Origin of the sequence: Emticicia sp. CRIBPO (assembly GCF_009905725.1) — a bacterium.
Lineage (GTDB): Bacteria > Bacteroidota > Bacteroidia > Cytophagales > Spirosomataceae > Leadbetterella.
In genome coordinates, this window is record NZ_JAAAKV010000009.1 from 176,113 (window position 1) to 191,127 (window position 15,015).

At 41.3% G+C, this 15,015-nt stretch carries 12 protein-coding genes; 4 read left to right on the forward strand and 8 right to left on the reverse strand.

Features of this window, described 5'->3' with window-relative positions; genetic code table 11:
• Window positions 1–363: 363 nt before the first annotated feature.
• The 6 genes from GVN16_RS19260 to GVN16_RS19285 form a co-directional block, all read right to left on the reverse strand.
• Window positions 364–861 carry a hypothetical protein gene (locus GVN16_RS19260; protein WP_166565566.1) on the reverse strand — a complete coding sequence of 166 codons (498 nt, stop codon included), beginning with the start codon at window positions 859–861 and terminating at the stop codon, window positions 364–366.
• 12 nt (window positions 862–873) lie between these two features.
• Window positions 874–1,569, reverse strand: a complete 696-nt coding sequence (locus tag GVN16_RS19265) for a hypothetical protein (RefSeq protein ID WP_166565567.1) — start codon at window positions 1,567–1,569, stop codon at window positions 874–876.
• 61 nt (window positions 1,570–1,630) lie between these two features.
• On the reverse strand, window positions 1,631–2,923 hold the full coding sequence (locus GVN16_RS19270; protein WP_166565568.1) for a hypothetical protein: 1,293 nt from the start codon (window positions 2,921–2,923) through the stop codon (window positions 1,631–1,633).
• A 26-nt stretch (window positions 2,924–2,949) separates the two neighbouring features.
• Complete coding sequence (locus GVN16_RS19275) at window positions 2,950–3,744, reverse strand: hypothetical protein (RefSeq protein ID WP_166565569.1); 795 nt, start codon at window positions 3,742–3,744, stop codon at window positions 2,950–2,952.
• A gap of 94 nt (window positions 3,745–3,838) precedes the next feature.
• Window positions 3,839–4,423 (reverse strand): Crp/Fnr family transcriptional regulator, encoded by a 585-nt coding sequence (locus GVN16_RS19280; RefSeq protein WP_166565570.1) that lies wholly within the window; start codon window positions 4,421–4,423, stop codon window positions 3,839–3,841.
• 315 nt (window positions 4,424–4,738) lie between these two features.
• Window positions 4,739–7,234: a bifunctional UDP-N-acetylmuramoyl-tripeptide:D-alanyl-D-alanine ligase/alanine racemase gene (locus GVN16_RS19285; protein ID WP_166565571.1), complete on the reverse strand. Its 2,496-nt coding sequence runs from the start codon at window positions 7,232–7,234 to the stop codon at window positions 4,739–4,741.
• Between the two features lie 156 nt (window positions 7,235–7,390).
• Between GVN16_RS19285 and GVN16_RS19290 the strand changes: the two genes are divergently transcribed.
• The 4 genes from GVN16_RS19290 to GVN16_RS19305 all read left to right on the forward strand — a co-directional run bounded on the left by GVN16_RS19290 (window position 7,391) and on the right by GVN16_RS19305 (window position 12,223).
• The gene (locus GVN16_RS19290) at window positions 7,391–8,173 is read left to right on the forward strand and encodes a TatD family hydrolase (RefSeq protein ID WP_166565690.1); all 783 of its coding nucleotides are present in this window, start codon (window positions 7,391–7,393) and stop codon (window positions 8,171–8,173) included.
• A 4-nt stretch (window positions 8,174–8,177) separates the two neighbouring features.
• Window positions 8,178–9,044, forward strand: a complete 867-nt coding sequence (locus tag GVN16_RS19295; RefSeq protein ID WP_229244247.1) for a DMT family transporter — start codon at window positions 8,178–8,180, stop codon at window positions 9,042–9,044.
• Between the two features lie 67 nt (window positions 9,045–9,111).
• Window positions 9,112–11,370, forward strand: coding sequence for a TonB-dependent receptor (locus GVN16_RS19300; RefSeq protein ID WP_166565572.1), 2,259 nt, complete (start codon window positions 9,112–9,114; stop codon window positions 11,368–11,370).
• Between the two features lie 430 nt (window positions 11,371–11,800).
• A complete protein-coding gene (locus GVN16_RS19305; protein ID WP_166565573.1) occupies window positions 11,801–12,223 on the forward strand; it encodes a hypothetical protein in 423 nt (140 codons plus the stop codon).
• 214 nt (window positions 12,224–12,437) lie between these two features.
• Here GVN16_RS19305 and GVN16_RS19310 read toward each other — a convergent pair whose 3' ends face one another.
• Both GVN16_RS19310 and GVN16_RS19315 read right to left on the reverse strand, forming a co-directional pair.
• A complete protein-coding gene (locus GVN16_RS19310; RefSeq protein WP_166565574.1) occupies window positions 12,438–14,576 on the reverse strand; it encodes a M56 family metallopeptidase in 2,139 nt (712 codons plus the stop codon).
• 40 nt (window positions 14,577–14,616) lie between these two features.
• A complete protein-coding gene (locus tag GVN16_RS19315; protein WP_166565575.1) occupies window positions 14,617–15,000 on the reverse strand; it encodes a BlaI/MecI/CopY family transcriptional regulator in 384 nt (127 codons plus the stop codon).
• Window positions 15,001–15,015 lie beyond the last annotated feature (15 nt).

Here is a 15,015-nt window from a genome sequence, read left to right on the forward strand (position 1 = left end):
TGTAATTAGAGAACGTTATGATCAGTGTTGCTAATTTTTTAAAGAAGAAAAGGACTTTTTCTATGTAAAAGGTTTCGACAAAAGGGTTTTAAAATTCAGAGAAAAAGAGCAAACTAAATTTGTATCCAACCTCATGAAGAAATCTGATCTGAGCATTACAAAAATCGTAGAACTGGCGGATGTTTCTGTGGAGTTTGTGAAAGAGATAAAGTTGTAAATAATTCACGAGACCACCGTTCAAACCATTCAACTCATTTTTTATTTCTTTGACATATCATTTCCAATCTCAGTATACAAGTCATATTAAACTTATCCCTGTTATAAACAACATCATTCTAATGCAAATAAAGAGCTTATTTTGAACTACTTCTTTATATCATTGTCAAATGATAAGGGGATCGCAAACAAATAGTTATCTGCCCGTAGAAAGCTATCATACCTTTCTATCGCAAAATACTTATTCATCATAAGTGAATGCAAAGCAAAATTCAGCTCTATATGATCTTGATTACAATGATTAAAAAATCTAAAAAAAACTTCCAAAATTATGGTATAGTCTTCATCAAGGTCCCAAAGCCCGTCAGTCGACTTAATCCGCTTCACCAGCTTTTCTCCTAATGGTTGCGGCAATTCTCCATAAACAATTACGGAATCTACTTTATTTGACTTCATTGTGATGTACACACTTACCTCCTTATTCAAACAGGAATCAGTGTAATACTTTAAGTCCTTTGTCAGATACTGATAAAAAGAATTGTTATATTCTTTGGATTTGAAAAAAGTTTTTTCGCTTTCTTGTCCTTTAGATACCAAGGCATAGAATACTATTGATATCAAAATAACCAGTCGTGTTACTTTCATGAATTCTATATATTAAAACCTCCTCCAATCTCTTCGTTCAGAATCAAAATATATCCTTTCCTTCGCCTTGAAATCTATAAATTCATAATATTTAAAAACATCTAGTTTATTTCTAAGCCTGCTTTTTAGTTCATCATGCCCGACAGACTCACCCATCAGGTCATCAAAAATATAACTACCTGGTAGCTCAAACAGAGCTTTTGATTTTATTAACTGTATGAGCCTTTCTTTACTTTCTTTGTCATACCAGTGGCTGTTATGGGTATCGTTCATGGCTTCTCTACCCATTAAAGCCATCGTATTATCTTCGTATATCAGCACCACTTTATTTAAAATTACCGTGTAATAGGGAGGAAATAAATTACACAAAACACAATCCCCTGAATCATCATCAATCAATGGATATACCATTATATTCAGATTTAGCTTGGAACGATTCTCTTCTGTTTCTCCGCCCAACATATTCAATGGTCGTCCACCGCGAATGCTCATACTTATGCTGTCTATTACTACAAAGCCAAGCCCCTTCCCAAATAATTCGTTACCGGCTGCATGCCTTGAAATATAATTTTCAAGATATTTGACTAAATACCTGTCTCGAATTTTTATATAATTTATTTTAGGTTTTTCCTCTGTAAAACTTAACAAATCCATTGACTGAGCATGGACCGAAAAGCTTATCAGGAATAAAAAAAATATTTTATTCATGTTCTTCAAAGATGAAAAGAGAAGCATCTATTTTGAACAATAAATGCTTCCCGGTTTAATATTAAGGCAAAGTAGTACACATTTGAGAAATTGTACCAGTATGTATATTAAAATATCCGTAACTTGTTCCAGAAAATTGACCTATTGCCCCGCATCCCAAAACATAGTGACTTGCTTCTGGAAATTTGTTCGCAAAAAAGACATCATCTGAACTGTGATTACCGGTTACACCGTCGGTCCCATCATTTACACAAGGGGTGTGAGAGTGTATAGTGGCTTTTATTGGAATATAGTACTTCCCTCCAGAAACAATTGTTCCTTGAAATGTCGGAGCCGCCCCTCCATCAACAGGAAAATAATAGTATAATGTACCTTGATAGCCATACACTCCTTTAAATTCACCACCTAATATCCCCGACACTTGGGTAACAAGAAATGTCCCGTCAAGCGTTATTACTCCATTAACCTCTTTCCCCGATGATATGCTCCTTGACCATAAATCACTTAATCCATCACATTTACTAGAAAAAATGGCTAAAGGTCGATCTCCAGCGGATAAAGCTGTAGAGCCAAAGGTGCTACTCCCACCTCCCCCGTTACACCATGGAGAATTTGGATTTACATCACAACCATAAGGATCTTCTCCATTATTCGGATCAACATTTCCACACTCGCCAAGATAAGTATATTCACAATAATATTCCGTATTAGTGTTAGTATAGTACCACTCTCCGGAAGCATTACTCCATTGATACCAATTCGTATCTTCAGCAAAACACTCTATTAAAACACAATCATCTTTTACCCTTAAATTATTATTTCTAGATGATTTATATCTCATTCTCGACTTAAGTAATTTCCCTTGTGATAGCTCCATTACTTTCATTTTTCCGCTACTCAACTCTTCCAAAGTAATGATACCATCAAACTGCTCCTTCGTAAAATTACCCGTATTGATCTTTTTAAGATCTTTTTTAAAATCCTCAGAAGGTTTGTATCTGACTTTAATAATTGAATAACCGCCTTGGGGTTTTTCAAGCAACAACAACCTTTCTCTCCCGCCTCCCTTCAGCCCTTTTTTGGAACTTGGAAAAGAGAGTTTCCCATCAGTCTTAAAAGCCACCTCGATTGCATGCTCAAACTCTACCGAAGTGTTCCAGATAGGCTCTATCTTAAGAGCCGTCAGTAGTGAGTCGTTTTTAAACCTCTTTTCGTAAGTTTGCCGTAGATTACTCCCTTTAAGATTATCCTGAACTTGTGGTAAATCAAATGCTTCATCCATATCTTTCTGGCAGGACAACACAAAAGTGAGTAACAAAACGAAAGGGAGTAATAATAGTTTGATTTTCTTCATGATTGTCATTAAGATTTAGTTTATTATTAAAATTTATTTGAAAAGTTGCACAAGAAATTAACTGAAATTTCAGCATAAGAAACCTGCTTTTTCGTAAGGCCCATCGAACCATAAGGAAATTTTCGCACGCTTTGCCAGGCCTGAATATCTTTCACAGGCCGCATAAAACCATAGTTATAAGCTGTAGAATAAAACCTTAACCTCTCGATGTCTGAATTAAAAGACAAATTCCTGAATCTGACATTTGCCACATTCAGGAAAGCATAGGCATATTTAAGCTGCCATTCCAAACTCTTAAGTCTTTCAATTCTCTCTTTACGGCAATCTTCATCAGTACCTCTGTTAATAACCAGATATCGAAAACCAGCAAGACTCTGATGAGTAACAATAAAATCTTCCATATCTTCAATAAAGGAAGGTTTCATCTGAAAAGGCCCTAACGAAAAATCAGCTATCTGTCTGCCTCCTTTTACATACAGAGACTCATCTATACCTGCCTCCAGTAAGTCTTGAAAGAAGTTCCACCTTATTATCTCAGGAAAAACAATAGCCAGAGCCTCTAACCTTCCTCCATTATTAATTTTCAGCTCTTTTTTGATTATAAATTCATTCGTTTTTACAAAATCAAAAGCTTCTGAAATATCATCATTATATAGAGATATTACGTTATCGCCGGGTTTCAAGCCGGATTCGGCACAATCAGTAAGATCAGGAGAAAATTCCCGAATTACATTTTTGTCTGAAAACAACCGGAGTACTCCAAAAAATGCGAGTACGGAAATTGAAAATATGAAGACTGTTTTTTTTATGGATTTATTCATTTCCTTAGGCCCTAACAACAATACCTGGTATGGCAAAAGTAACTTTCCAATGAATACAATAAAATCCTCAAATGTTACCAAATAAAGGTAACACTCATCTCTTTCTTTTGTAGTTCCTTAACCTGCTCAGAGATTTCGGATGAATATTTAAATAAGAAGCAATATACTTGTCAGGGATTCGGTTGCTGAGGTCAGGATATGTCTTTAAGAATTGTTCATAGGCTGCCATTGCATTAGGCAATCTTAACATCTGCATCCTTTTTTCATAATCCACTAAATAGTTTTCATAAATTTTTGAGACCATCATTGATGCCCCATGAACAGATTCAGTAAGATATTCAATTGAAGACCTTTCAATATAATAGGTATGAGTATTCTCCAAGGCTTGAATAAAGAAATGAGACGGTAAGCTATTGACGTAACTATCAACAGAATATACAAACTTACCCTCATGAGCAATCCAGGTAGTTAAATCTTCAAATTCCTGACAATTGTGATTCAATGAAAACTCCCGGATTAAACCGGACTGCAAGAAATATATCCTGTCGGACACTTCCCCTTCCTGTAGCAGAAAGGTCTTTTTAGGAAATTTACGCTCTTTAAAATATGAGAGTATAGTAACTAAATCATTTTCCTGGAATTTGTATATAGAGAGTAGTTTTTCTTCAAGCGGATTCATTAATTTAAAAGTTATATGCCGGAAATAAACATCCTAACGTTAGAACGTATATCGGAGGATTTTATTTCATCTCGATTGGCCGGCTAATAATAACATTACCAGATTGCCCGTTTTTCTCGCTGAAGCCTGCTTCAAAAACTTCCTTGAAATAAATAAGACATACTTTCACCTATAATCTTAAAAAAAAATCCGGCAGTTAATGCCGGATTCCTTTTTAAGTAACAGCACCAGCTATTATAGCTGATACGTACGGTATTACCAGGCTTCTGGAAGACTCCTGAGCCATCAAAAAAACGGTTTCATCTAAAGTCCGAATCATTCCCTGAAAAACACCCGTTTCACCCTTTCACTTACCCCGGTCAGTATTTCATAGGGAATCGTGCCGATTTCTTCCGCCAGTTTCATGATGGACAGGTCTTTACCGAAAATAATGACCTGATCGCCTTCTTCGCATTCAGCATCAGTAACATCAATCATCGTCATGTCCATACAGATGTTGCCCACAATCGGACAAAGCACACCGTTGACTAGCACATGCCCCACACCCCTGCTGAAACCCCTGTCGTAGCCGTCAGCATATCCGATGGCCAATGTGGCTATCCTGGCATCTTTATCGAGTACGCCCCGCCTGCCATAACCTACGGTCTCTCCTTTCGGCAGGCTTTTGATCTGGGAAATGGTTGTTTTTAAAGTACCGACAGTCTGCAAACTCTCCTGCTCGATACCTGCAGCTTCCACCCCGTACAAACCGATGCCCAAACGGACCATTTCAAAGCGGGCTTCCGGATAACGGATGATCCCTGCTGAATTACAGATGTGTCTCAACGGCTGATAAGGCAATGCCGAAATGATCTTGGCAGAAAGGCTCTCAAAGCTTTTGATCTGCATTTTAGAAAACGCCAGGTGCTCAATCTCGTCTGCTCCGACCAGGTGACTGAAAATACTGGCTACTTTGAGGTATTTGTTTACATCAAGTATTTCCAGCAATTCTTTAATATCAGCCTCCACAAAACCGAGACGGTGCATGCCTGTGTCGAGTTTAAGGTGTATGTTGACTTGTTCCGGTATCTCTTCTCCCCGGTTGTTCAGGAATGACAGAAACTCTTTAAGATTCCGCAAACTGAAAATTTCAGGCTCAAGGTTATATTCAAACAAATTACCAAACGAATCAGGTTGTGCATTCAGCACCATGATCGGCAACTTAATGCCGTTTCGCCTCAGCTGCACTCCTTCGTCGGTGTATGCCACCGCCAGGTAATCTACCCGGTGGTATTGCAGCCAACTGGCCACTTCGGTGCTCCCGCTTCCATAGGCAAAGGCTTTGACCATTACCATGATCTTGGTTTTAGGACCTACTTTCGACCGGTAAAAATTAAGATTATGGGTCAGGGCATCCAGGTTGACTTCAAAAACCGTCCCGTGAATTTTCTGGACGAGTTTATTGACAATTTTCTCAAAAGCAAACTTCCTGGCTCCTTTGACCAGTATCAGGTTGTTCTGAAGGGTGGAAAACTTAAAACTTTCCAGAAAGTCTTTGGTGGTTTCGTAAAAAACCGGCTTCGACTTTGAGCTGCTTTCAAACAAAGCCTTATTCTTGAGTATTTTCTCGCCTATCCCGATAAACAACTCCATTTCCTGGGCTTTGATCAGATCAGCCAGGCTTTGGTATAATTCTTCTTCCCTGAGGCCTGTCTGCAGCAAATCACTCAGAATCAACACCTTGTTCCGCTTGGTATGGTGCTGACTCATGAAGTTCAGAGCCATCGTTAAACCACCCAGGTCATTATTATAAGTGTCGTCAATGATATAATTGTCGTTGGTGCCCTGTTTCAGCTCCAGTCGCATAGCTACAGGCTTCAATTGAAGGAATTTCTCAAAATACTCCTGTATATCAAGCGTTTTGGCATAATTCTGCTTTAAAATCAATCCAGCAAATGCACAGTGAATGGCATTCTCAACAGAAGCATTATCCGTAAAAGGTATCCTCAGCTGATAATCTTCCCCTTTCCAATATAAAGTCACATCACTGAAATCAGCCGCTTTTTTGACATCGGCCAGGATAGATCCGCTCCCTTTCACAGACCAGCCAACGAGTTCAATTCCCGGATTGACCGCCTTCAGAAAAATCCTGATCTCCTCATCTATTTCCTGGTAATCCTTGCAATAAATAAGCACCTTGCTTTGCTTAAACAGCCTCATCTTCTCCGTAATCTTCTGCTTCTTGCTTCTGAATCCTTCGTTATGGGCAGTGCCTATGTTTGTAAAAATCCCGATGTCTGGCCTGATGATCGGCTCCAGGTTTTGCATCTCGTTCTGAAGCGAGATACCGGCTTCAAAAATCCCCAGGTTATGAGACGCGTTCATCTCCCACACAGAAAGGGCCACGCCTATCTGGGAGTTATAGCTCCGCGGGCTTTTCACAATCCTGAAGTTATTGGCCATTAAACCACTCAGCCACTCTTTAATGATAGTCTTGCCATTGCTGCCGGTGATTCCGATAACCGGATAATTAAAATTCATCCGATGGGCAGCCGACAAGTTCTGAAGGGCTTTGATGCTGTTGTCCACCAACCATACATTGACGTCTTCTTTTTCAGTAAACAACTGAAGATCAGCAGATGATGCCACTGATTTCTTTTCCATCACAAAATCACGGATACCCTTTCTGTAGAGCTCTTCGATATACTGGTGGCCATCATGGCGTTCGCCTTTGATAGCAAAAAAAAGGGTTCCGGCTGGTTCAGATAAAAACCGGCTGTCTGTCAGCAATACATGTGCCGGACTGGTGATGGGCTCTTGGAAAACAGGCATGTCAATAATGATCAAAATAATTTGCGAAAGTAATATTTAAAAACGAATAATAAGAATCTTAAGTCTGGAAGCTTTTTTCTAATTTTGCCGGATCAATTCTTTCTGAGGCGATTAATGCCGAGGAAAAATCATATTTTATGCCCCAAAATGAATCAGCTGATTGAAACCCACGCCCATATTTACGACGAACAATTTGACGAAGACAGGGACCTTATGCTCGAAAGGGCTTTCGATACGGGAATAAGCCAGATCTGGATGCCTAACTGCGACCACGAGACCATCCCGAAAATGCTGGCCCTTGAAGAACAGTATCCTGGTAAATGCCTGTCTATGATGGGTATCCATCCCTGTTATATCGACGAAAACTATCAGAAGGAACTGGAAACCATGGAGCAATGGCTGACCAAAAGGCATTTCTTTATGATCGGCGAAATCGGGCTGGATTTTTACTGGGACCTGACCTTCGTACCCCAGCAGGAAGAAGCTTTTCTTCACCAGCTGGCCCTGGCAAAAAAATACAACCTGCCGATCTGCATCCACTCCAGGAACTCCAAAGACAATACTCAAAACGCCATCATCCGGTGCTGTGAACTCATAGAACAATTCGGATGGGAGGACTTAAGAGGTATTTTCCACTGTTTTTCAGGCAACCACGAAGAAGCCAGACGGGTTATCGGGCTTAACTTCCTGTTAGGCATCGGAGGTGTGGTTACGTTCAAAAACGGAGGACTGGATAAGTTTCTGCCGGAAATAGACCTCAATCATATTGTATTGGAAACAGACTCTCCCTACCTGGCCCCTGTACCTCACCGCGGCAAAAGAAACGAGGTATTTTATATTGACCTCGTGGCCCATAAACTCGCAGAAGTCAAAGGGGTTTCTGTAGCCGACGTCAAAAGAATCACTACTGAAAACGCCCTGAACCTGATAAAAAACTAAGGCATTGAAAAACACCCAGGTTAAGTTCATTACTATCGGCATTCTTTTTTCAATGCTCTGGTCTTCCGCATCAGTAGCAGCTAAATTCGGTATCCTTTCTGTTGAGCCGCTGGTTTTGTTTCAGTTCAGGTTTATGCTGGCAGGAATACTGATGTTATTTTATGCTTACTTCATTGAGAAATCAAGACTTCCGACCAGGTCGGAATGGATTGCCCTGGCCATTTTCGGCTTTCTGAACGTCACGGTCTACCTGAGCTTATTTGTACTCGGTATCCGGGAAGTAGCCGCCGGAATAGGAAGCCTGTCCACTTCCCTTGGCCCGCTGATGATGTCTTTGCTGGCGGGGGTATTCCTGGGGGCTCATATCAATAAAAAAGAGATCCTGGCTTTGTTTTTAGGCGTGACCGGGGTTGCTGTGGCGGTTTATCCGCTCCTGTTCAACAGCTACGCGTCAATTCCAGGACTTGTCTACCTGGGCTTCAGCATGTTGAGTTATTCGCTGGCAGCCCTCTATTATTCTCAGCGTGAATGGCACTTATCACGCATGGCTATCAACGGCTGGCAGGTTTTCCTTGGAGGTATCTTCATGTTTCCGCTGACACTTCTGTTTCATGAAAAAAGTAACGTATTTGATGCCCGGTTTTGGTTTTCCATGATCTGGCTGGCGGTTCCGGTGTCGGGGCTGGCCGTTTCACTCTGGCTTTGGCTGCTCAAAAAAGACCCTGTCAGAGCTTCTTTTTTTCTTTTCCTCTGCCCTATTTTCGGATTTATTTTCGCCACATTTCTTCTCGGTGAGCCGTTCACCATCTATACTTTAGCCGGTTTGGTCTTTGTTTTGGCAGGATTGTACTTCGGACAGAAGAAGAATTGAAACCTCTTCTGAAATCTTACGGCTTAATCAGTATTTTTGTACAACAAATCACTTCTGAACCAGCCATATGAAAAGAACATTACTTATTCTGTATTTTACAATCTCTCTTATTTCTCTCCAGGCCCAGCAATACAGGCTTAAAGGAATAGTCCTCGATCAATCCACTCAAAAGCCTGTCGTCGGGGCAGTTATACAGTTAGAATCGGTTTCCTCCGCCCAAACCACCAACGAAGCCGGGACTTTCAGTTTCGGTCACCTTGAAGGAAAAGCTTACACTTTGCAGATTTCATTTATAGGATACGAAAAGATAGTCAGGAGCATTGACCTGAAAAAAGAAAAAGGAGTACTGACCTTTCAGCTAAAGGCAGGAAATATCAACCTCAGCGAAGTGACCGTTCAGACAAAAAACGCTCACAAACAGCAGATCATCAACAATATTGATATCAACCTCCGCCCGATCAATAATTCACAGGAGATTCTGAGAGTGGTACCTGGTCTGTTTATCGGGCAGCATGCAGGAGGCGGGAAGGCCGAGCAAATTTTTCTTCGCGGATTCGATATTGACCATGGTACCGACATCAGGCTGAGTGCCGACGGCATGCCCGTTAATATGGTTTCTCATGCCCACGGACAAGGTTACGCCGACCTTCATTTTATCATTCCCGAACTGATCGAAAACGTAGCCTTCAAAAAAGGTACGTATTCTGCTGACCAGGGCAATTTTTCAACCGCCGGATGGGTTGATTTTAAAACCAAAGACGTCCTTGACAAGAGTTTTATCAAAGCAGAAGCAGGCCAGTTTGACACTTACCGGGCATTGGGTGCTTTTGATCTGCTAAGCTCAGCAGCCAAAAAGAATGGGCAGTCTGCCTATATCGCAGGTGAATACAATTTCTCCAACAGCTATTTCGATTCTCCTCAAAACTTCAAGAGACTCAATATACTCAGCAAATACAATCAGAAAGTCGGTGACAATTCCTACCTTAACCTGGCTTTTTCGACATTTTACAGCAAATGGAATCACTCAGGGCAAATTCCTGACCGGGCTGTCGAAAACGGCAGTATTTCCCACTACGGTTCTATTGATGACACCGAGGGAGGAGAAACTTCAAGAACGAATGTCAACCTCCAGCTCTTAACGGCTACCCAAAACGGCCGCTTGCTGAAGAACCAGGTTTTCTACTCCAATTACAATTTTGAGCTATTTTCCAATTTCACGTTCTTCCTGGTTGACCCTGTCAACGGCGATCAGATTAAGCAGTTTGAAAAGAGGAATATTTTCGGATATAACGGAAGCTACTCCATTCCTCATAGCATCGGTGGCAGATCTTCCGAATTTATAACCGGGATCAATTACCGTTATGATTTTACCAAAGATACCGAGCTGTCCAGAACCCTCAACAGAACAGACCTGCTGGAAGGCATCAAGCTGGGCGACATCAATGAATCTAACCTGGGACTGTATCTTGAAGAAAACATCACCATCACACCAAAACTAGGCGTGAATGCGGGCCTGCGATATGATGTTTTCCGTAACCGCTACTTCGATAAACTGGCTGATAATGAAGGTAAAGCTTCGGCAGGCATTATTCTGCCCAAACTGAATTTCTACTATACCCCCGGCAAAACCATTCAGTTTTACCTGAATACAGGAAAAAGCTATCATTCAAACGACACCCGTGTGGTGGTGCCTCAGGGTGGAAGAGACATATTACCTGCGGCCTATGGCACAGACCTGGGTCTGAACTGGAAACCTTTCCCAAAATTGTTTATCAATGCAGCTGCCTGGTACCTGTGGCTTGACCAGGAGTTTGTTTATGTCGGAGATGCCGGTGTGGTGGAGCCCGGCGGAAAAACACGCCGCGAGGGCATAGATTTGTCTGCCAGATATCAGATCACCTCCGCCCTGTTTTTTGATACAGACCTTAACATCACCAGACCCAGGGCCATAGGAGAAGAAAAAGGAGCTGATTTCATTCCTCTCGCTCCGACATTTACCTCCATCGGCGGACTGACCCTGAAAGGCAAAAAAGGATTCAGCGGCTCTTTTAGATACAGATTTCTGGGTGACAGGCCTGCCAACGAAGATAAAAGCTTGATCGCTAAAGGCTATTTTGTTTCAGACCTTCAGCTTAACTATGCAGTGAACCGGTACAACCTCGGCCTTTCCGTCAATAATATTTTTAATACCCAATGGAAAGAAACCCAGTTTGCTACAGAAAGCAGACTGAAAAATGAAACCGAACCGGTGGAGGAAATACATTTTACAGCCGGAAGCCCGTTTTTTGCGAGGCTGACATTAATGGTTTATCTCGGCAAAAACTGACTTTAAACGAATTGATCCCGCCGGGGCGGGATCAATTCATACAATCAATACAGGAGATCAATCGCCTTTGTTGCCTTTTTTCTCTTTTTTAGCGGCTCTTTTCTCTTTCAGCGACTTGGTCGCTTCTTTTTTTACTTCCTTTACTGCTCCCTTATCCTTTGACATGATTTCTAATAATTAATTTTTGAAACAATAATTCTTAATAATACAATTAACGCGTAATTTTGTAGTGATATTTTTATTTAAATTTTAAAATAAAACCGAAATATTCACAATAAAATTATAAAAATTTAAATATTTTATATTACATTAACATTAAGATTGATCAATTTTCTAAAAATTTACGTATCTATTCAGATGCTGTATATGTAATTACATCTCAAAGATACGTTAATGATTTTACCATTAAATTAAATCGACTATTTATAAAATGCAAAAAGTATTATTAAGTATCGCTTTTTTGTACACAATCACCACAATATCTTGTAGAAGCAAAAAAACAGAAGGAGAAACAAAAGCACACGTCACTGTTAACGAACCTCAAACCAAGGACTCTACCATCAGGCTTGAAGGCGAATTCTTTGAACCAAACCAGGCCACTCATAAAATTGTTTTTAACGGCAACAGCCTATGCTTGTATCACGGATGGGATGCAGATGATGAATATAAAATTTACAGGGGGGAGGTTTCCATTGAAGACAAAAAGGTAACCATATTTTTCAGAGGAGAAAACCACCCTACACTGGTCCTGAGAATTTCCTCAGACCGCAATAAGAATATTTACTTAAGAGGAGAAGGTACCAGCCCGGGAGGCCGCAAAGTACATTACAATTTCGTGGGCACTAAATTCTGATCACGCCCGATCTGCAACCTGACATTTGAGATCATTTAATCCGGTTATTTCCCTGAGGATATAGCCTGATTCTTTTTGCATGAGCCCGTTCTTCGTTTTTTAATAGCCAACGGATTTTCTTTCATTTTTATCCTCATTCATGCCTGAAGTGGCGTCAAATAAAAAAAGACTGCCTTACCAGACAGCCCTTTTCTCTATTTTTCTAATAAACCATTCAATATCCTACGGGTGGCTTTGGCGGAGCCGGAACGGCCCTGGGGCTTGGAGGTGATGCCACTCTCACTTTTGAAACCGGGGACGGTGCACCCGGAGGGCTAGGAGGTGTTACCATACCTACATGTTCAACAGGAAGTGGAGCACCCGGGGCCACCGGAGGTACAGGAGGAACAAACCCTACCGATCTGTAATAATTCCTGCCGCCTTTCATGTTCAGGTGTACATTATTTCCGTCTACTTTGATCGTCAGGTCTTTTTCAGAAAGTCCGGAATATCTCTTGCTCCATTTCTGACTCATCCATCCCCACACTTTGTCATATACCTGCTGTGATTGCGGCTGCAGATCAATCAGCAACTTATCTCCTTTCAAACGGATCTCAAAATCACTTTTATCCTTTATCAGACCATCTTTATATAACATCTCTGAAAGTTCGCTCAACTCTTTTTTGAATTTGGCCTCATCTTCTTTAGCCAGCTTTTCCATGATCTTACCCTTTTCACTCATGATTTTACCCAGACTGTCCATGGGTCTCGAGAATTTTTCCATAGCACGTCCAAGGCTGTCCATCGGAGACTGCAACCTGTTCATCTTACGCTGAAGAGGAATCATCTCTTCCTGGATTTTGTGCATTTCTTCTTCCGAAGCTCTCATCTGACGCTGTACTTCCGCTTCGTTTTTCTTCAGTTGTTCAATTTTCTGAGCAATTTCTGCAGGCATTTTTGAATCACGGTACTTCATCTCAAGCTTCCTGATCTCCAGTGATACTTCCTGCATGTCCAGTGACAACTTCTCTATATTTCTGGCAGGAGCCCCCATTCTCTTTCCTACTTTTTCCATTTCAGAACCGCTCTTCTCCATTTCTTTACCATATCTTGAACTCATCTGGTCGCCGATCTTTCTCATCTCTTCACCATACTTTTCCATTTCCTTACCCAGGGCCTGCATTTCTTTTTCAAGCACTTCTATGGTTACGGTATCTCCGGCGGCTTCTGTAAAAGGAAGGCTGGCAACCAGTTTCTCAATCACTGACTTCTGTTCTTTATTTTCAGCGATTTCTTTACGGCTTTTTATTTCTTCTTTCTTTTTATCTTCTTCTTTTTTGGCGAAGGCAATACCCGCCACCATCACCATCACAAAAGCTACAATGGCTGTGATATTTCCTGAATAATTGCTTTTCTTTTCGTTAATTCCCACAATTCTTTTGATTCTGTCCATAAAAGTGCTTCTTTTTGCTCCGAAAGCCATCGCAAACTGAGGCTGGTGCCTGTAGCTCGCCACTTGCGTCAGGGCTTTGGCCAGGATCAGACGGTCTCCGCAGATTTCCACTGCAAAGTCATCACAACAGTTCTCTCTTTCGTCACGCACCTTAGCTGAAATGAACCAGGTAGCAGGATGATAGAAAAACAAGATCTCAATAAAACTCTGGAAAATATTGATCAGGTAGTCATTGCGTCTGATATGGGCCAGCTCATGGGCCAGTACCGCTTCCAGCTGCCTGGCACTCATGCCTGAGATAATACCCACCGGCAACAGGATCACCGGTTTCAGCCAACCGATGGTCATCGGTAAAGCTGCACGCACCGATTCCAGCAACTTAACGGTTCTCTTCATGGGCATTTTTTCCATCAGCTCATCCATAATGGCTTGTATTTCTTCTCCCACTTCAGTAACCTGTTTTACTTTCAGTCCCTGGGTGTACGAAAATCCGACTACAAGCCTGACCAGCAGGAAACAAGCCCCTACCATCCAGAAAGTCACAAACATATCCAGGTTGTTGTAAAGAAAAATCTCTGTTTGTTGTAAAAAACTCAGTTTGGCCGGATTGACAAGATTCTGGGCATTTAAGGTAGTATTGATAAACAATTGCTGTGAGCTGCTCAGTGTACCTGATACCGCTTCTGCCGCCGGCTGATAAATAGCCATGAAAGTAGCCAGGGCAGCGATGGTCTGGGTAGCGAGGGCACCGATCCCTAACCAGTAACGCGTTCCGGAACGCTTGAAGAAATAAAATAAAACACTGAATGTGAGGACAATCAGGATACCCTGCCAAACCGAATGAACGATGGTCCACCCTAATGCAGAACGCAGGTTCTCCGGCATCCCGATTTCTGAAATAATTTCTGTTAACTTTTTCATAATTTGTAATAGCTAAAATTTAAAGATTAATATACAGGTTTTACTTGTTTTCAATACTCTCGATCAGCTTCTTGATTTCCTCAAGCTCATCTTTACTGACGGTCTGATTACCCAAAGTCTGCATGACCAGCTTCATCGCCGAGCCCCTGAATGTGGCATCCACAAACTTCCCTAACAAAAACTGCTGGGTCTGCTCCTCTTCAACCAAAGCAGTATACCAGTGCACTCTTCCGTCTTCCAACCTCGACACGATGTTCTTTTCCAGCATGATTTGCATCAATTTAAGCGTGGTGGTATATCCCACGTCCTTTGTTTTTGACAATTCATCATTCACCTGCCGAACCGTTGCCTTACCTAATTGCCATAACACCTGAAGTATTTCAAGTTCAGAGTCTGTTGGCTTTATTTCTGAATAATTTTTCATCAATTTTATTTATCT

Excerpts from the sequence above, each read along its gene's own strand:
- GVN16_RS19310 (WP_166565574.1), bottom strand. The coding sequence starts at position 14,576 with ATGAAAAAGTTAACAGAAATTATTTCAGAAATCGGGATGCCGGAGAAC.
- GVN16_RS19285 (WP_166565571.1), bottom strand. The coding sequence starts at position 7,234 with ATGCCTGTTTTCCAAGAGCCCATCACCAGTCCGGCACATGTATTGCTG.
- GVN16_RS19270 (WP_166565568.1), bottom strand. The coding sequence starts at position 2,923 with ATGAAGAAAATCAAACTATTATTACTCCCTTTCGTTTTGTTACTCACT.
- GVN16_RS19260 (WP_166565566.1), bottom strand. The coding sequence starts at position 861 with ATGAAAGTAACACGACTGGTTATTTTGATATCAATAGTATTCTATGCC.
- GVN16_RS19280 (WP_166565570.1), bottom strand. The coding sequence starts at position 4,423 with ATGAATCCGCTTGAAGAAAAACTACTCTCTATATACAAATTCCAGGAA.
- GVN16_RS19265 (WP_166565567.1), bottom strand. The coding sequence starts at position 1,569 with ATGAATAAAATATTTTTTTTATTCCTGATAAGCTTTTCGGTCCATGCT.
- GVN16_RS19275 (WP_166565569.1), bottom strand. The coding sequence starts at position 3,744 with ATGAATAAATCCATAAAAAAAACAGTCTTCATATTTTCAATTTCCGTA.
- GVN16_RS19305 (WP_166565573.1), top strand. The coding sequence starts at position 11,801 with ATGCAAAAAGTATTATTAAGTATCGCTTTTTTGTACACAATCACCACA.
- GVN16_RS19300 (WP_166565572.1), top strand. The coding sequence starts at position 9,112 with ATGAAAAGAACATTACTTATTCTGTATTTTACAATCTCTCTTATTTCT.
- GVN16_RS19315 (WP_166565575.1), bottom strand. The coding sequence starts at position 15,000 with ATGAAAAATTATTCAGAAATAAAGCCAACAGACTCTGAACTTGAAATA.